This window comes from Synechococcus sp. CCAP 1479/10 (assembly GCF_019038515.1).
Classification (GTDB): Bacteria; Cyanobacteriota; Cyanobacteriia; order PCC-6307; family Cyanobiaceae; genus Cyanobium.
The window spans coordinates 1-17492 of sequence record NZ_JAFKRJ010000026.1; the positions used below are offsets into that span (position 1 = coordinate 1).

At 70.3% G+C, this 17492-nt stretch carries 15 protein-coding genes; 10 read left to right on the forward strand and 5 right to left on the reverse strand.

All coding sequences use genetic code 11. The features are described 5' to 3' along the window. Both KUG39_RS08215 and KUG39_RS08220 read right to left on the reverse strand, forming a co-directional pair. Positions 1-773, reverse strand: a 773-nt coding sequence (locus KUG39_RS08215; RefSeq protein WP_216914437.1) for a photosynthetic reaction center family protein, incomplete at its 3' end; no start/stop codon positions are given. 170 nt (positions 774-943) lie between these two features. Further along, a complete protein-coding gene (locus KUG39_RS08220; protein ID WP_353617361.1) occupies positions 944-2359 on the reverse strand; it encodes a DUF697 domain-containing protein in 1416 nt (471 codons plus the stop codon). A gap of 138 nt (positions 2360-2497) precedes the next feature. Between KUG39_RS08220 and KUG39_RS08225 the strand changes: the two genes are divergently transcribed. From KUG39_RS08225 to KUG39_RS08240, 4 genes are all read left to right on the forward strand, one after another. Next, positions 2498-3082: a hypothetical protein gene (locus KUG39_RS08225; protein ID WP_353617362.1), complete on the forward strand. Its 585-nt coding sequence runs from the start codon at positions 2498-2500 to the stop codon at positions 3080-3082. A 15-nt stretch (positions 3083-3097) separates the two neighbouring features. Beyond that, positions 3098-3670, forward strand: coding sequence for a DUF8668 family protein (locus KUG39_RS08230; RefSeq protein WP_216914441.1), 573 nt, complete (start codon positions 3098-3100; stop codon positions 3668-3670). After that, positions 3667-4704: a tryptophan--tRNA ligase gene (gene trpS, locus KUG39_RS08235; RefSeq protein ID WP_216914442.1), complete on the forward strand. Its 1038-nt coding sequence runs from the start codon at positions 3667-3669 to the stop codon at positions 4702-4704. The genes KUG39_RS08230 and trpS overlap by 4 nt, the downstream gene beginning before the upstream one ends. A 303-nt stretch (positions 4705-5007) precedes the next feature. Then, positions 5008-5658 (forward strand): glycoside hydrolase family 24 protein, encoded by a 651-nt coding sequence (locus KUG39_RS08240; RefSeq protein WP_190609293.1) that lies wholly within the window; start codon positions 5008-5010, stop codon positions 5656-5658. A 6-nt stretch (positions 5659-5664) separates the two neighbouring features. On the opposite strand, the gene KUG39_RS08245 is transcribed toward KUG39_RS08240, so the two are convergent. Then, on the reverse strand, positions 5665-6198 hold the full coding sequence (locus KUG39_RS08245) for a TM2 domain-containing protein (protein ID WP_286193057.1): 534 nt from the start codon (positions 6196-6198) through the stop codon (positions 5665-5667). Positions 6199-6329: 131 nt separating this feature from the next. Here KUG39_RS08245 and thrS point away from each other — a divergent pair, with 131 nt between their 5' ends. The 5 genes from thrS (at position 6330) to KUG39_RS08270 (ending at position 14078) form a co-directional block, all read left to right on the forward strand. Continuing rightward, positions 6330-8177, forward strand: coding sequence for a threonine--tRNA ligase (gene thrS, locus KUG39_RS08250; protein ID WP_286193058.1), 1848 nt, complete (start codon positions 6330-6332; stop codon positions 8175-8177). Then, positions 8174-9205: a glucokinase gene (locus tag KUG39_RS08255; protein ID WP_216914447.1), complete on the forward strand. Its 1032-nt coding sequence runs from the start codon at positions 8174-8176 to the stop codon at positions 9203-9205. The genes thrS and KUG39_RS08255 overlap by 4 nt, the downstream gene beginning before the upstream one ends. A 36-nt stretch (positions 9206-9241) precedes the next feature. Continuing rightward, the gene (gene thrB, locus KUG39_RS08260) at positions 9242-10216 is read left to right on the forward strand and encodes a homoserine kinase (protein ID WP_094585926.1); all 975 of its coding nucleotides are present in this window, start codon (positions 9242-9244) and stop codon (positions 10214-10216) included. A gap of 93 nt (positions 10217-10309) precedes the next feature. Then, positions 10310-11902 (forward strand): NAD(P)H-quinone oxidoreductase subunit 4, encoded by a 1593-nt coding sequence (locus tag KUG39_RS08265; protein ID WP_216914449.1) that lies wholly within the window; start codon positions 10310-10312, stop codon positions 11900-11902. 61 nt (positions 11903-11963) lie between these two features. Next, a complete protein-coding gene (locus tag KUG39_RS08270; protein ID WP_216914451.1) occupies positions 11964-14078 on the forward strand; it encodes a M3 family metallopeptidase in 2115 nt (704 codons plus the stop codon). 31 nt (positions 14079-14109) lie between these two features. Here KUG39_RS08270 and KUG39_RS08275 read toward each other — a convergent pair whose 3' ends face one another. Beyond that, entirely contained in the window at positions 14110-15153 is a 1044-nt protein-coding gene (locus KUG39_RS08275) for a formamidase (protein WP_286190914.1), read from the reverse strand. 210 nt (positions 15154-15363) lie between these two features. Between KUG39_RS08275 and KUG39_RS08280 the strand changes: the two genes are divergently transcribed. Continuing rightward, entirely contained in the window at positions 15364-16551 is a 1188-nt protein-coding gene (locus KUG39_RS08280; RefSeq protein ID WP_216918283.1) for an FAD/NAD(P)-binding protein, read from the forward strand. A gap of 66 nt (positions 16552-16617) precedes the next feature. On the opposite strand, the gene KUG39_RS08285 is transcribed toward KUG39_RS08280, so the two are convergent. Then, entirely contained in the window at positions 16618-17130 is a 513-nt protein-coding gene (locus tag KUG39_RS08285; RefSeq protein ID WP_216914455.1) for a DUF3122 domain-containing protein, read from the reverse strand. Between the last annotated feature and the right edge of the window lie 362 nt (positions 17131-17492).

Consider the following 17492-nt stretch of genomic DNA (forward strand, 5'->3'; position numbering starts at 1 on the left):
ATCAGGCGACCGAAGTAACCGTGGGCAGCCACGATGTTGTAGGTCTCTTCCTCCTGGCCGAACTTGTAGCCGTAGTTCTGGGACTCGGTCTCGGTGGTCTCACGCACCAGGGAGCTGGTGACGAGCGAACCATGCATGGCGGAGAACAGGGAGCCACCGAATACACCCGCCACACCCAGCATGTGGAAGGGGTGCATCAGGATGTTGTGCTCAGCCTGGAACACCAGCATGAAGTTGAAGGTGCCGCTGATGCCGAGGGGCATGCCGTCGGAGAAGGAACCCTGACCAAAGGGGTAGATCAGGAACACCGCGAAGGCCGCCGAGAGGGGGGCCGAGTAGGCGACGCAGATCCAGGGGCGCATGCCGAGCCGGTAGGAGAGCTCCCACTGGCGGCCCATGTAGGCGGAGATGCCGATCAGGAAGTGGAAGACCACCAGCTGGTAGGGGCCACCGTTGTACAGCCACTCGTCGAGGCTGGCGGCTTCCCAGATCGGGTAGAGGTGCAGACCGATGGCGTTGCTGGAGGGAACAACGGCGCCGGAGATGATGTTGTTGCCCTGGATCAGGGAGCCGGCGACGGGCTCACGGATGCCGTCGATGTCGACGGAGGGGGCCGCGATGAAGGCGACGATGAAGCAGATGGCGGCGGCCAGGAGGCAGGGAATCATCAGCACACCGAACCAACCGACGTAGATGCGGTTGTTGGTGGAGGTGACCCAGGCGCAGAAGCTTTCCCAGCTTTCCGAGCGGCCGCTGCGAATGGCAGTGGTCATGGAAGTAAGACGGTAGGAAGACGCAGTGATACCTCCACAAGGGAGGTGCGTTCACACTAAGAAATCTCCTGGGATCCGGAACCTGAGCGCAACGATCCTTCAGCCAATCGCTCCGCTTCGCAATGAATATTCATGAAGAGACTTCATGAAAACACGTCGTGAAAACAGCGTCACACCGCGGGCGGCAGGGATGGCGCGGCCAGTGATGACGGGGATGGTGTTGTCATCTGCTGGCTGATCCAGGTCCGAGCCTGCTGCAGGAAACCGGACCAGTCGAGCTTCTCCGCCTCGGCCGCCCGCGCCACCAGCAGGGGGGCTTCCCGCTTGATCCGCTCGAGGTCCGGAGCCTCGACGCCGACGGAGAGGGCCAGCACATCGGCCATGGCATGGCTCACCACCCGGGTCAGGTAGGCCGCGCTCAGGGCCTGGACCGCCCCGCCCACCAGCCAGGTGGCGCCGTGGAGGCGCGCGGCGGCGATCAGGGCCTGGCTGCTCCACTCCACCACCCCCAGCAGCAGGGAGGCCTTGCCCAGTTCCACCGCGGCGGCCTTGAGCTGTTCGGTGCTCCAGGGGCAGCCCCAGAGACGGGCCATCTCCTGCAGCATCAGGCCGTTGGCCGCCGCCAGCACCAGCAGATCGAGGGAGGGCAGGGGCGCGGCGAACACGCCGGCCGCCACGATCCACTGGGTGCGCTGCTGCAGCTGGTCCAGCCGTTGCCGCCGCAGCCGTTCCAGATCGGCCTGCCAGAGCCGGTGCAGGGCCTCGATGCGCCGCAGGGGCGTGGCCCGGCGCAGGGACACTCCCTCGGCCGCCAGCCAGCGGGCCAGGGGCTGCAGGCTGGCGGTCAGGGCTTCGGGGCAGCCGTCCCACGGCAGCAGCCGGTCAGCGGCGGCGCCGGGCCACTGGGAGGCCAGTTCGGCCGCCAGGTCGGCCGGATCGCAGGGGGCCTCCGGTTGCACCAGCAGCCACAGGGGCTGGCCCTTGGGCACCGCCTCCAGCCAGCGCAGATCGGCGGCCCGCAGGGGGGTCACCAGGTGGAAAAGCACCACATCGGCGGCGGCGAAGCCCTCCGGCCACTGGCGCTCCTGGCTCACTGCCGGCAGGGCCTCACCCCACCGCAGGCTCAGGGCCAGCCGGCCGCGGAGGGCCTGCTGCAGCTGGGGGGCCCAGGAGGCGTCGGGAGCGACGGAGCCCACCAGGGCGAGCTGGAGACCGGGCCGGGCCCCCTCCTCCCGCAGGGCGGCAAGGCCGGCGCGGCGCTGGATCTGGCCTTCGCCCAGCTCGCCCTCGGCCGTCTCCTCCTTCAGATGCTCGAACTGGAGCAGCAGCTCCTCGCAGCGCCGCACCCAGGCGTCGAAGCTGGCGGGCAAGCGGGGCGGTGCCAGGCGGGCGGGTCGCCGGCCCAGCCACCACCAGCCCGCCGCCACCCCGGCGATCCCCACCAGACCCAGTCCTTCGCCGGGCAACGCCCGCAGCAGCAGTTCGCCCCCGATCACCCCCCCGGCCAGCAGCAGGGCCTGCCTGCCCCAGCCGGCGGGCAGCAGGGAGGCCAGGGCGGCGGGGCGCAGGGGGTCCGGGGGCGTCACGGGTGGGTACCGGCGGCGATGCCTCTCTAGCTCAGAAGTGACGGGGCTCACACCCCCGCGTCCACCTCCCTTAAGACACCGTCCCTGCAGATCCCTGCTGGACCCAGCATGATTCGTTCTGTCGTCCGGGTCCCCTCCGTGCCGTCTTCCGATGCCCGTTACGGCAAGGCTGTGACGTCCGGCCCGGCTGCGACGCTGGACGGCCTGTTCCTGCTGGACCCCCACCTCGAGGAGCTGCGTCGCGCCCTGGAGGAACTGGAGGGCAGCGACCACTGGCACGGCGGCCTGCCGGTGCTGCTGCTGGAGCGCTGCTGGCTGCGCTTGAGCCGGGTCCCGGTGGAACACCTGGCCAGCCGCCTGCCGCCGGACTGCAGCCAGGAGGCCCCCGAGCTGCGGCGCTACCGGGAGCTGGTGGCCGCCGGTCGTCCGGCCTGGGAGGCCGAGCGGCTCTGCTGGGAAGACTTCGGGGCGGAGGCCTGCCGGGAGGCGTTGCGGAAGTTCTGGGCCGCCCAGGAGCGCGGCACCCAGGGCTGGACGCTCGAGACCTACCTGGACCTGCTCCAGCAGTACCGGCTGCGCTTCGCCGCCGGCGGGCCCCGGCCCGTGCCGCTGCTGGTGCTGGCCCGGCGGGATGGCAGCTCCCGCCTGGGCAGGCACCGGCTGCTGTGGCTGGGTCCTGACGTCGCCGCCGGCCGGACGTCGATGCGCGACACTTGCCCCTGATTGCGGGCTGCGGCCATGGCGGACGACACCAACACCCCTCATCCCGTGGGCTCCGGCCGCGGGGATGCCCCCGAGCGGGGCGGCCGTTCGGGGCCGAACCGGGAGCCCGGCGGCTTCCGCATCCGCCTCAGCGACAACGAGATGCAGGCCGCCCGCGCCCTGCAGGAGGCCTTCGGCCTGCGCTCCACCGTCGCGGTGCTGGGTTTTGCCCTCCGCACCCTCGCCGACCAGCTGGAGAAGGGACAGCTCGAGGCCCTGGTGGCCGAGCACCGGGCCCAGGCGGGATCCCGCGTCCCCGCTCCCCGGGGGGGTGAGCCCCGACGGGGCGGTGGCGATGGCCAGCCCCGCCAGGTGGGCCGTGGCGGCCAGGGCGGTGCCCGGATCGACCCCTTCGCCCGGCCCAGCCGGCCCGCTGCCCCGGTGGCGGTGATCGAAGCCGAAGCCCGGGCTGAAGCGCCGGAGGCCGAGGCCGAGGCTGAAGCCCAGGAGCCCGTTGATTCCGCCGAGGCCGCGGAGGCCGCCCCTGAGGCGGCTGAGGGGGCGACGGCCTCCGCCGACACCGAGGGCGACGCCACTCCCGAAGCGTGAGCGACACCGGCGCCAGGACGGCGCGGCCCCGGGTGCTGTCCGGCGTGCAGCCCACCGGGGCCCTGCACCTGGGCAACTGGCTGGGGGCGATCCGCAACTGGGTGGCCCTGCAGGACAGCCACGAGACCTTCTTCTGCGTGGTCGACCTGCACGCGATCACCGTGCCCCACGATCCGAAGCGCCTGGCCGAGGACACCCTCACCACGGCGGCCCTGTACCTGGCCTGCGGCATCGATCCGCAGCGTTCGACGGTGTTCGTTCAGAGCCACGTCAGCCAGCACAGCGAGCTCTGCTGGCTGCTCAACTGCGTCACGCCGCTCAACTGGCTGGAGCGGATGATCCAGTTCAAGGAGAAGGCGCTCAAGCAGGGCGACAACGTCTCGGCTGGCCTGCTGGATTACCCGGTGCTGATGGCCGCGGACATCCTTCTCTATGACGCCGATCGGGTGCCGGTGGGGGAAGACCAGAAGCAGCACCTGGAGCTGGCCCGCGACATCGCCCAGCAGCGCATCAACGCCCGCTACGCCCCGGATCCTGAGCACCCCGTCCTCAAGGTGCCCGAGCCCCTGATCCTGAAGGAGGGGGCCCGGGTGATGAGCCTCACCGACGGCAGCAGCAAGATGAGCAAGAGCGACCCCAACGAGGGCTCCCGCATCACCCTGCTGGACCCGCCCGAGCTCATCACCCGCAAGATCAAGCGGGCCAAGACCGACCCGGTCATGGGCCTGGAGTTCGGCAACCCGGAGCGGCCGGAGGCCGACAACCTTCTCAGCCTCTATGCCCTGCTCTCCGGCGTGGGCCGCGAGCGGGCGGCGGCGGACTGCGCCGCCATGGGCTGGGGGGCCTTCAAACCCCTGCTCGCGGATGCCGCGGTGGAGGCCCTGCGGCCCCTGCAGCAGCGCTACGCGGAGCTGCGCAGCGACCCTGGCCACCTCGAGGCGGTGCTCAGGGACGGGCGGGAGCGGGCTTCGGCCGTGGCGGCCACGACCCTGCAGCGGGTCCGGGGTGCCCTCGGTTTCCTGGCTCAGGATTGAACCGGGGCGCGGTTCTGGCGGCAAGGGGCCCGGGAAAAGCGTGAATCAATCGTTATGTATTGATCACGACAGCTGATCGTTTGCTGTGGGTGTACCGGCACCTGCCGGTTGCCCGGTGGGGGCGGCCAGCGGCCGCCGGTTTCCCGCGCCTCGCTGCTCCCGACTGAATATTTCCTGAAAGCCCGCCTTCTGGAGGGGGTTCGCAAGCACACCGGGCCCCGGTCTGTCCAGTACGGGCGACGGGGTCTCGCGTCCAGGGCCCGGGCCTGAGCAGGGTCATGGATCCCTGACGACCGCTTGCCCTTGCGTCGCCCCCTCCCGTCGCCGCCGAAGCCGCTCCAGCGTGGCCCCCTCACCCTGGTGCTGCTCCTGATGCTGCCGATGGTGCAACGCCCGGCCGCCCCCGTCCCCCCACAGGTGGTCCGTCCCGCCCCCCAGCCCGCCGCCCGGCCGGTGGTGGCGAGCGCCCCCGGCCCCTACGGGATCACCCCCGAGCGGCGCGCCCTGCTCAACACGATCCGCTACGCCGAAGGCACCTGGCTGGGCGGCAGCGACGACGGCTACCGGGTGCTCTTCGGCGGGGACCGCTTCGGCGACCTCAGCCGTCACCCCGACACCGTGGTGCGGCGCGGCTATGCCAGTGCCGCCGCCGGTGCCTACCAGTTCCTGCCCACCACCTGGGATCGGGCGGCTGAACGCCTTGGACTCCGGGACTTCGGTCCCGCCAGCCAGGACCAGGCCGCCCTGCATCTGATCCAGCAGCGCGGTGCCCTGGGGAGCTTCGACCGCCAGGGCCTGACGCCCGAGGTGCTGGCACGGCTGGCACCGGAATGGGCCTCCCTGCCGAACCTGGCGGGCGACAGCCACTACGGCCAGCCGGTGAAGTGCCGCACCGAGCTGCAACGCTTCTACGACCGGGAACTGGAGCGGCAGCGGCGCCTCACCAGTGCCTGATCGGCCTCACGGTTCCCGGTAGACCACCCGGCCCCGTTCGTCATTGCCCACGTCCAGCAGGTGGTTGAGCAGCAGCCGCTCGATCTCGGCGCTGACCACACTGCTGTTGGCCTGGGGGGGCAGCTGGAGCTCCAGCAGGGCGTCGTTGAGGGTGAAGCCGGCCTTGCCGGTGCGGCGGGCGAGCTGGAGCAGCTGGCGTTCGATCGGCGGGTAGGACGCCGTCTCGCGGCCCGCCAGGGCCTCCTCCAGCAGCAGCGACTGGTTGGCCTGGCGCACCATTTCGGGCAGCAGCACCAGATCCAGCAGCTGGCCGATGCCGCAGAGGCCGAAGGTGAGCAGCCAGAGGGTGCCGCTCAGGGGCTTGCGGTTGTAGAAGCGCGGCAGGCCGCACAGCCCCACCAGGCAGGTGCACCACAGCAGGTAGCTGAGGGCGACGCTGCGCCGTTCGGCCGCCCGGTTCAGCCCCGATCCCTCCGGGACAACGGGGGCTGGCCGCTGCACTGCGCTCTGGACGGGTCCTGGCGTGGGTCGGGCGGCCATCAGAGTGCTCAGCCCCTCCAACTTAGGGCCGATCGACGGTCGCACCGGCCCCCGGTACCGACCCCCGGTACCGGCGCTGGCCGGGGGGCCATCGGTGGGCCTGGATACCATGCCTTCAACAGGTTGCCTCCATGACGTCCGCGCCCCCTTCACCGGTGCCACCGGCCTCCAGCCCCGCCGCCTCCAGTGGTGTCGCCACCGAGGCTGCCGCCATCGTGCTGCCGAAGACGAGCGAAAGCCCCCAGCTGCTGCGCATCCGCCATTCGATGAGCCACGTGCTCGCCATGGCGGTGCAGAAGCTCTTCCCAGGGGCCCAGGTCACCATCGGTCCCTGGACCGAGAGCGGCTTCTACTACGACTTCGACAACCCGGATCCCTTCACCGAGGCCGATCTCAAGGCCATCCAGAAGGAGATGGGCAAGATCATTGCCCGCAAGCTGCCCCTGGAGCGCATCGAAGTGAGCCGCGAGGAGGCGGAGCGGCGGATCCGGGCCCAGAACGAGCCCTACAAGCTGGAGATCCTGGAGGGACTCAACGAGCCGATCACCCTCTACACCCTGGGCGACCAGTGGTGGGACCTCTGCGCCGGTCCCCACGTGGCCAACACCGGCGAGCTCAACCCCAAGGCCTTCGCCCTCGAAAGCGTGGCCGGGGCCTACTGGCGGGGTGATGAGAAGCGCGCCCAACTGCAGCGCATCTACGGCACGGCCTGGGAAACGCCCGAGCAGCTGGCGGAGCACAAGCGGCGCAAGGAGGAGGCCCTGCGCCGTGACCACCGACGGCTGGGCACCGACCTGGACCTGTTCTCGATCGAGGAGGAGGCCGGCGCCGGCCTGGTGTTCTGGCACCCCCGCGGTGCCCGCATGCGGCTGCTGATCGAGGACTTCTGGCGCGCGGCCCACTTCGAGGACGGCTACGAGCTCCTCTACACCCCCCACGTGGCCGACCTGAGCCTCTGGAAGACCTCGGGCCACCTCGACTTCTACAGCGAGAGCATGTTCGGGCCCATGGCGGTGGACGAGCGGCAGTACCAGCTCAAGCCGATGAACTGCCCGTTCCACGTGCTCACCTTCGCCAGCCGGCTGCGCTCCTACCGGGAGCTGCCGATCCGCTGGGCCGAGCTCGGCACCGTCTACCGCTACGAGCGGCCCGGGGTGATGCACGGCCTGATGCGGGTGCGCGGCTTCACCCAGGACGACGCCCACGTGTTCTGTCTGCCGGAGCAGATCTCCGATGAGATCCTGCGGGTGCTCAACCTCACCGAGCGCATCCTCTCCACCTTCGATTTCCGCAGTTACGAGATCCATCTCTCCACCCGCCCCGAGAAGTCGATCGGCGAGGACGCGGTGTGGGAGCTCGCCACCGCCGGCCTGGTGGAGGCCCTGGAGCGCAAGGGCTGGGCCTACAAGGTGGACGAGGGGGGTGGCGCCTTCTACGGCCCGAAGATCGACCTCAAGATCGAGGATGCGATCGGCCGGCTGTGGCAGTGCTCCACGATCCAGCTCGATTTCAACCTGCCGGAACGCTTTGATCTGAACTACGTGGCCGCCGACGGCAGCCGCTGCCGGCCGATCATGATCCACCGCGCCATCTTCGGCTCCCTGGAGCGCTTCTTCGGCGTGATGGTGGAGAACTACGCCGGCGATTTCCCCTTCTGGCTCGCCCCCGAGCAGGTGCGGCTGCTGCCCGTCACCGATGAGGCCCTCCCCTGGGCCGAAGAACTCAGGGGCCTGCTCGCGGCCTCCGGCATCCGCGCCGGCATTGACCACAGCGGGGATCGGCTCGGCAAGCTGATCCGTAACGGCGAGCAGATGAAGATCCCTGTGCTGGGGGTGATCGGCGCCCGGGAAGCCGAAACCCGCACGGTCAGCCTGCGCAGCCGCCGCCAGGGGGATCTGGGCAGCGTGGCCGCCGACGCTCTGCTGGCCGCCGCTGCCACGGCCAACGCTGGCCGGCTGGCCACCCTGGCCCTGGCATGAGCCTCCTGCTGGCGGGCGACATCGGTGGCACCAAGACCCTGCTCAGCCTCTGGCGGCCAGGTGGGGAGCGGCCCGAGCTGGTGCTGGAGGAGCGGTTCGCCTCGGCGGACTGGCAGGACCTGGCCCCGATGGTGCGCCACTTCCTGGCCGTCGCCGGGCCGGTGGCCGGCGGTGTTCCGGCCGCCGCCTGCTTCGCGGTGGCCGGTCCGGTGGAGGGGGGGCGGGCCCGGCTCACCAACCTTCCCTGGGTGCTCGACAGCGCCGGCCTGGCCCGCAGCTGCGGGCTGCCGCTGGTGGAGCTGGTCAACGATTTCGCCGTGCTGATCTACGGCCTGCCCCATCTCGATGCGGCCCAGACGGCTCCTGTGCGCGAGGGCCAGCGGGATCCCCAGGCGCCTCTGCTGGTGCTGGGGGCCGGCACCGGCCTGGGGGTGGCCATGGGCCTGCCCACCGCCGCGGGCCTGCGGGCCATCCCCAGCGAAGCGGCCCACGGGGAGTTCGCCCCCCGTTCCGCGGCGGAATGGGATCTGAAGCAGTGGCTCAGGGCCGATCTGGCCCTGGAGCGGATCTCGATCGAGCGGGTGGTGAGCGGCACCGGTCTGGGGCACGTGGCCCGCTGGCTGCTCGACCGGCACCACCCCGGCGGCGACCACCCCCTCAGCGGCCCTGCCCGGCTCTGGAGCGAGGCCGGCGATGGGCCGGACCGGGCCGACCTGCCGGCGGCGGTGGCCCTCGCCGCCGCCGCCGGGGATCCCCTGGCGGCTGGGGCCCTGGAGCTCTGGCTGGGTGCCTATGGCAGTGTCTGCGGCGATCTCGCCCTGGCCTGCCTGAGCCGCGGCGGACTCTGGCTGGCGGGGGGCACGGCCGCCAAGCTGCTGGACGGCTTGCGCTCCGAAGCTTTCCTGGGCCCGTTTCTGAACAAGGGCCGGCTGCGCTCCACCCTGGAGCCGATGCCCATCACCGCCGTGGTGGATCCGGGGGTCGGCACCTTCAGCGCCGCCTGCCGGGCCCGGATGCTGCTGGGCTGAGTCGGCTGCAACACTGAGCCCAACGACAGGTCATTTATGGTCCGGCCCCAGATCGGCCAGGGGGTGGTGGTGGCGGTACCCGCCACCACCGCCAACATCGGCCCGGGTTTCGATTGCCTCGGCGCCGCCCTGGATCTCGGCAACCGCTTCGAGCTGCGGGTGATCGAGGGGGGCGGTGAGCGGTTCGAGCTGATCATCGAGGGACCCGAGGGGGCCCACCTGCGCGGCGGCCCCGACAACCTCGTCTACCGCTCGGCCCAGCGGGTCTGGCGCGAGGTGGGGGTGGAGGCGGTGGCCCTGGAGGCGCGGGTGCAGCTGGCGGTGCCCCCCGCCCGGGGTCTGGGCAGCAGCGCCACCGCCATCGTGGCGGGCCTGATCGGCGCCAATGCCCTGGTGGGGGAGCCCCTCAGCCGCGAGAAGCTGCTGGAGCTGGCCATCGACATCGAGGGCCATCCCGACAACGTGGTTCCCTCCCTGCTCGGCGGGCTGTGCCTGACGGCGCGGGCCGCCTCCCACCGCTGGCGGGTGGTGCGCTGCGAGTGGAACCCGGCCGTGAAGGCCGTGGTGGCCATCCCCACCATCCGGCTGAGCACGAGCGAGGCGCGCCGCGCCATGCCGCGCAGCATCCCGATCAGCGACGCCGTGATGAACCTGGGGGCCCTCACCCTGCTGCTGCAGGGGCTGCGCACGGGCAACGGCGATCTGATCGCCGATGGCATGCACGACCGCATCCACGAGCCCTACCGCTGGGGACTGATCCAGGGGGGGAGGGCCGTGCGGGAGGCCGCCATGGAGGCCGGGGCCTGGGGCTGCGTGATCAGCGGCGCCGGGCCCAGTCTGCTGGCCCTGGCCCCCGAGGAGCGGGCGGCGGCGGTGGGGGAGGCCATGACCCACGCCTGGCTGGGGGAAGGGGTGAGCAGCCACAGCGCCGTGCTTGGACTCCAGGAGGGCGGCAGCACCTGGGCCACCCTGCCGGAGGGGAGCCACCCACAGACCGTTCTCGGTGAGTAGAACTACCCAGTTGATAGGCTCTGCCGCCCGGGGACATCGTCCCGAAGCGGCAGCGTCTGCCGTCATACTTCCTGCCTGGAGCACCCCACAGTGATGGACGCCAGCCTGCCTCTTTCGCTCGCGTCCTCTTCCTTACCTTCCGGACTCACCGAGGCGGGTTTTCCGTGGCTCAGCCTGATCGTGCTGCTGCCCGCCACCGCCGCCCTGGTGATGCCCCTGCTGCCCGGTGACGGCAGCGACCCCCGCCTTCCCCGCACCCTGGCCCTGGGGGTGCTCGGCGTGGATCTGGCCCTGATTCTCTGGGTCTTCGCCCGCCATTACGACGCCAGCCTCGGCGGCCTGCAGCTGGTGGAGCGCGTGGCCTGGGTGCCGGCCCTCGGCCTGGAATGGTCCCTCGCCGCCGATGGTCTGTCCGCCCCCCTGGTGGTGCTCAGCGGCCTGGTCACCCTGCTCTCGGTGGCGGCCAGCTGGAACATCCGCCTCAAGACCCGCCTCTACTTCGCCCTGCTGCTGGTGCAGGCCACGGCCCAGAGCCTGGTGTTCCTCTCCCAGGACTTCCTGCTGTTCTTCCTGGCCTGGGAACTGGAGCTGGTGCCGGTCTACCTGCTGATCGCCATCTGGGGCGGCAAGCAGCGCCAGTACGCCGCCACCAAGTTCATCCTCTACACGGCCACGGCTTCCCTGCTGATCCTGATCAGCGGCCTGGCGCTGGCCCTCTCCGGCGACACCTTCACCCTCAACCTCAGCGAACTGGCGGCCCGCTCCCCCGGCGGCACCTTCGGCCTGCTCTGTTACCTGGGCTTCCTGGTCGGTTTCGGGGTCAAGCTGCCGATGTTCCCGCTGCACACCTGGCTGCCCGATGCCCACGGCGAGGCGAATGCGCCGGTGTCGATGCTGCTGGCGGGGGTGCTGCTCAAGATGGGGGGCTACGCCCTGCTTCGTTTCAACGTCCAGATGCTGCCGGAGGTGCACCTGCGGCTGGCCCCGGCCCTGATCGTTCTGGGGATCATCAACATCATCTACGGGGCCCTCAACGCCTTCGCCCAGGACAACGTCAAGCGCCGCATCGCCTGCAGTTCCGTCAGCCACATGGGCTTCGTGCTGCTGGGCATCGGCGCCGTCGATGCCCTGGGGATGAGCGGCGCCATGCTGCAGATGATCAGCCACGGGCTGATCGCCGCGGCGATGTTCTTCGTCACCGGCGTCTTCTACGAGCGCACCGAGACCCTCTCGATCCCCAACATGGGCGGTCTGGCCAAGGTGCTGCCGATCACCTTCGCCTTCTTCCTGGCCAGCTCCATGGCCTCCCTGGCCCTGCCCGGGATGAGCGGCTTCATCAGTGAGATCACCGTGTTCCTCGGGGTCACCTCCTACGACGGCTTCACGGTCGGCTTCCGGGTGATCACCATCGTGCTGGCCGCCATCGGCCTGGTGCTCACCCCGGTCTATCTGCTGTCCCTCTGCCGCCGGGTGTTCTTCGGTCCAAGGATCCCGGCCCTGGCGGTGGTGGGTGACATGAAGCCCCGGGAGCTGCTGATCGGTCTCACCTTGCTGGTGCCCACCCTGGTGATCGGCTTCTGGCCGCGGGTGGCGATCGATCTCTACGAAGCCAGCACCAACGGTCTGGCCGCTGAACTGGCCAGCACCGGGGCCGTTGCCATGGGACGGATGGCCGCCCTGGGCTGAGCCGCCGTCCGGCGCCCGGGTGGGCTGAAATGGGGTCTTCCATCGAAGCGGCAGCCCGGCGATGACCACCACCCTCCAGAGCCCCCCCGCCCTGCTGGCCGGCGAGGGCCTCCCCCGCTTCGAGGCCATCACCCCCGACCAGGTGGTCGCCCACATCCCGGCGCTGCTGAGCACGCTCCAGGCGGAGCTCGATCGGCTGGAGGCGGATCTGGCGGCGGCGGCGGCGGCGGGCCGCAACCTGGCCTGGGCCGAGGTGATGGATCCCCTGCACCGGCTCGGGGAGCGGCTGCGCTGGAGCTGGGGGGTGGTCAGCCACCTCAACGGCGTCTGCAACAGCCCGGAACTGCGGGAGGCCCATGCCAGCCAGCAGGCGGCGGTGGTGGCCTTCGGCAACCGGGCCGGCCAGAGCCGGGTCCTGTTCGAGGCGCTGCGCAGCCTCCAGGCCCAGGGCGGACTCGATCCCACCCAGGAGCGGATCCTGACGGCGGAACTGCGCGACATGGAGCTGCGGGGCGTGGGCCTGGAAGGCGAGGACCAGGAGGCCTTCAACGCCGCCAGCCAGGAACTGGCGGAGCTGGCCACCGCGTTCGGCAACCGGGTGCTCGATGCCACCAACGCCTGGACCCTGCGGCTCAGCGATCCGGCCGAGGTGGAGGGGTTGCCCGAGAGCCTCAAGGAGCAGCTGGCCCAGGCCGCCCGTGACGCCGGCGATGGCGAGGCCACGGCGGCTGAGGGGCCCTGGCTGCTGGGACTCGACATGCCCCGCTTCGGCCCGTTCCTGAAGTACAGCCGTCGCCGCGACCTGCGGGAGATCGCCTACAAGGCCCACGTGAGCCGGGCCTCGGGCAAGACCGACGGCAACTGGCCGGCGATCGAGCGGATCCTCACCCTGCGGCGGGAGCAGGCCCAGCGCCTGGGCTACGGGTCCTGGGCCGAGGTGAGCCTGGCCGCGAAGATGGCCGGTTCGGTGGCGGAGGTGGAGGGCCTGCTGGAGGACCTGCGCACCGCCGCCTATCCGGTGGCCCTCCAGGAACTTGAGGCGTTGCGCGCCTGTGCGGCCCGCGAGGGGGCGGCCGAGGCGGCGGATCTCAAGCCCTGGGATGTGAGTTTCTGGGCGGAGGTGCGGCGCCAGGAGGCCTTCGATCTCGACAGCGAGGCCCTGCGGCCCTGGTTCCCCCTGCCCCAGGTGCTCGATGGGCTGTTCGGGCTCTGCGACCGCCTGTTCGGCATCCGCATCCACCCCGCCGATGGGGAGGCGCCCGTCTGGCATCCGGACGTGCGCTTCTTCCGCGTCGATGACGCCGGCAGCGGCGAGCCCCTGGCGGCCTTCTACCTGGACCCCTACAGCCGGCCCGGCAGCAAGCGCGGCGGCGCCTGGATGGATGAATGCCTGGTGCGCTCGGTGGACGCCGCCGGTGCGCCCGTGCTGCCCGTGGCCTATCTGGTCTGCAACCAGAGCCCGCCGGTGGGTGAGACCCCCAGCCTGATGACCTTCGAGGAGGTGGAGACCCTCTTCCACGAGTTCGGCCATGGCCTCCAGCACATGCTCACGACGGTGGAGCGCCCCCAGGCGGCCGGCATCAACAACGTGGAATGGGATGCGGTGGAACTGCCCAGCCAGTTCATGGAGAACTGGTGCTACGACCACGCCACCCTGATGGGCATGGCCCGCCACTGGCAGAGCGGCGAACCGCTGCCGGAGGCGGAGTTCGCCAAGCTCCAGGCCGCCCGCACCTTCATGGGCGGTGCCGCCACCCTGCGCCAGGTGCACTTCGCCCTCACCGACCTGCGGCTCCACAGCCAGTGGACGCCGGAGTGCGGCCGGACCCCGGAGCAGCTGCGCCGGGAGATCGCCGTCACCACCACGGTGCTGGAGCCGATCGAGGAGGACGCCTTCCTCTGCTCCTTCGGCCACATCTTCGCCGGCGGCTATTCCGCCGGCTACTACTCCTACAAGTGGGCCGAGGTGCTCAGCGCCGATGCCTTCAGCGCCTTCGAGGAGGTGGGGCTGGAGAACGAGGCGGCGATCCAGGCCACCGGCCGCCGCTTCCGCGAGACGGTGCTCAGCCTCGGCGGCAGCCGCCACCCCGGCGAGGTGTTCGAGACCTTCCGGGGCCGGCCCCCCAGCCCGGAGGCCCTGATCCGGCACTCGGGGCTGGTGGCGGCAGGGGGCTGAGGCTCCTCCGCCATGGCCGACCGGGGCCGCGTCAGCCGGGCAGACCGGCCTGGCTGATGGGCCCCAGCTTGACGCCCTCCGGGTAGTACTTCCAGCCGTCCCGGATCCTGATCTTCTCGTCCCAGGGGAGCTTGTAGCAGCCGTTGGCCAGATCCCTGACCCAGGTGAGGTAGTTCTCCTTCTCCCCACCGGGTTTGCCCACATAGGCGCGGCAGCCCAGGTTGAAGATGTTGTTCTCCAGAGCCCAGTTCTCCCGTGCCTTGTCCACCAGGCGGGGGAACAGCTCGGCGGTGACGATCTCCCACGGGTTTCTGTGGCCCTGTTGCAGCACGTTGCCGTCGTAATTGCAGACGGTGCCTTCCCCGAAGTAGTAAAAGACGCCGTCATACCCGGCCAGATTGACCGAGATGGTGTACATCAGGTTCTGCCAGGCGTTAGTGCGGTTGGTCCAGATCCACTGGTCGTTGACCTGGGTGGAATAGCCGGAGATGCGGATGTAGACATTGGCCCCCTTGTAGGCGGCCTCCCGCGCCAGTTCGGGGAACATGCCGTCATGGCAGATGCAGACCGCCAGCCTGGAACCCTTGGGGCCCTCGCAGACCGGCATGCCGTAGTTGCCCGGCGACCAGGGTTCGATCGGCACCCAGGGCTGCAGTTTGCGGTAGTGCAGGGCAATCTCACCCTGGGAATTGATGATGATGGCCGTGTTGAAGGGCGGCAGGCTGGGGTCGTCGTTCTGCTCCATCAGCGAGAAGACCCCCCAGACGTCGTTGTTCCGGCAGGCCTCGCGGAAGCGGTCGATTTCGGGGGAGTCGATGCGCAGCAGCATCTCGTCGTAGGTCCAGATGGCGGTGTTCAGTCCCTGGGTGGAGTACTCAGGGAACACGACCAGGTCGAGATCGGGGTAGCCGGCCTTGGTGGTGGCGACCGCCTTGCAGATCTGATCCACCTGGGTCTGGATGTCCGCGGGGCTTTTGATCACGGGGACGGGGTACTGGATCATCGCCACGAGGAGAGCCTCTTCCCAGGCGCTGACGCTGCCGGTGCTGCCCATGAAGTCAAGAATGAAAGTCATTCTCATTCTTGAGGCCGCTTACGCACCGAAGCTGTCGCCTCGGCCACCGAATTCGCGCCTGTGCCCCTGCCTGACGCGCCGGGCGGGGCGTCACGGGGAGCAAGGGTGTGAGAATGGTTGTCATTCCGTGCCATCCCACCATTCCCCGTCACCGCCTGACCTCCCCGCCGGGGCCCCTGTCTCCGCTGGCGCGGGCCGCCCGCGACCGCCGTGGCTGAGCTGGTGGTCGCCGGGTCCGGTCCCCAGGCCCTCACCCTCTGCTGTCTGCTGCTGCAGAAGCGGCCCCAGTGGCGCCGGCGGCTGCGGGTGCTCGACCCCAGTGGCACCTGGCTGGAGCGCTGGAACACCCAGATGCGCCGCTACGAGATTCCATGGCTGCGCTCCCCCTCCCCCCACCATCCCCATCCCAATCCCCACGCCCTGCGCCGTTTCGCCCAGGAGCGCCAGCGCGGGGCCGAGCTTGAGGGTCCCTACGGCCTTCCCCACACGGAGCTGTTCGCCGATTTCTGCCGCAGCGTCGTGGCCGACTTCCAGCTGGCTGACCGGGTGCAGGCCGTGGCGGTCGAGCGGATCCGGCTCGCTCCCGCCGGGGACGACGCCCTGGAGCTGGATCTGAGCGATGGTTCGGTTCTGGCCCCCCAGCGGCTGGTCATCGCCACAGGGGCCGAGGCGCCGGTGCTGCCGGGGTGGGTCAGGGCCGTCGAGGGCCCCTACCCGGCGGCGGCCCTGCAGCACAGCCACAGCCTCGACCTCGGCGCCTGCCGGGGTCTGGCGGGGCAGCATCTGGTGATCGTCGGCGGCGGCCTGACCAGCGCCCATCTGGCCCTGGGGGCCATCCGGCGGGGCGCCCGGGTCAGCCTGTTCTGCCGGCGGACGCTGCGCCGCAAGCCCTTCGATGCCGACCCGGGCTGGCTGGGGCCCCGGTATCTCAAGGACTTCCGGGCGGAACCCTGCTGGCACCGCCGCCGTCAGCAGGTTCTGGCGGCCCGCGACGGCGGCTCGATCACCCCCGAGCTGGCCTGCCGGCTGCATCAGGCGCAGGCCGCCGGAGCGCTGCAGCTGAACGAGGGCTGTCAGATCGCCTCGGCCCGGTGGCGCCAGGGCCAGTGGCAACTGCAATGCCGCGATGGCAGCCAGCACCGGGCCGACCGCCTCTGGCTGGCCACCGGCCACAGCCTGGGGGTGAGCCACCACCCGTTGCTGCGCCAGCTGCAGCAACAGCGTCCCCTGGCGCTGGTCGAGGACTGGCCGGTGCTCAGCGGCGACCTGCGCTGGCCCGGTACCCGGGTGCACGTCATGGGGGGACTCTCCGCGCTGCAGCTGGGACCCGCGGCCCGCAACCTGTTCGGGGGGCGGGAAGCGGCGCACCGCATCTGCCGCGCCGCCCTCAAGTCCTGAACAGGCCGTACCCCGTGCCCCCCTTGCAGGGGAACCGGGGCAGAGGGCCGTGGGACCGCCGGGGTCCTAGTTGGTGCAGGCTTGCGACAGGGAGTGGATGGTCTGAACCTGGCCGGGGGCCAGGGCGAAGGTCAGGTCACCGGCGGAGCTGGGCACGGTGATCCGCATCGCCATGCCGTCGGCAGGGATCGGATCGAGGCAGCCGGCGTCGTACTGGGAGGAGCCCACCGGGATGGCCCCGTTGGCGGCGCCCAGAAGTTCCTGGCTGCGGTTGTCGAGGCTCCAGGCCTGCTGGCCGCCGTCGCTCATCACCATGGGACGGACATGATCCAGCTTCAGCCCGGCCGTTTCCGCGTTCAGCCGCAGCCGCAGACCGGAGGGTGCGTTGATGTCCGAGCGCTCGAACAGGACGGCCCCCAGCTGGTGCCCCGAGCCGTCATCCAGATACCAGTTGCCCGTGTCATCGGCAAGGGCGGAGGCTGGGTTGAAGACGGGGGCGAGAAAAAGAAGCCCGGCCGCAACGATCCATGCCGTTCCGATACTGAAAAAGCGATGCAGATGTCGACGTAAATTCTGCATCGTGACGATAAAGTGTGTCTTCAATGTCCTGTCCTTCTCGTTTGAGCCTGTTCAACCTATGCACCTGAAATGATCCGGTGAAGACGGAAACCATCCCCTGACATCTCCAGCAGGAGCGCTACCTTCTCTTCTCATTATTACGCGCCTCATATCCATCTCTTTCCAGTCCCTCATTACCCCGGCTCCACGGAGCGGCAGCCCCCGACCGTCCCGGCACCCGGGCGGCAACCCTCCGGCCGGGGCCACAACCAGAGGCAGGTCGCCCGGGAGACGTCTCTTGCCGCCCGCCTTCAGGCCCGGGCCCTCGATAGCCTGAGCTCCGGTTGATCCGCTCCCGGTGACGCCTGCGCCCCTTGCCGGAA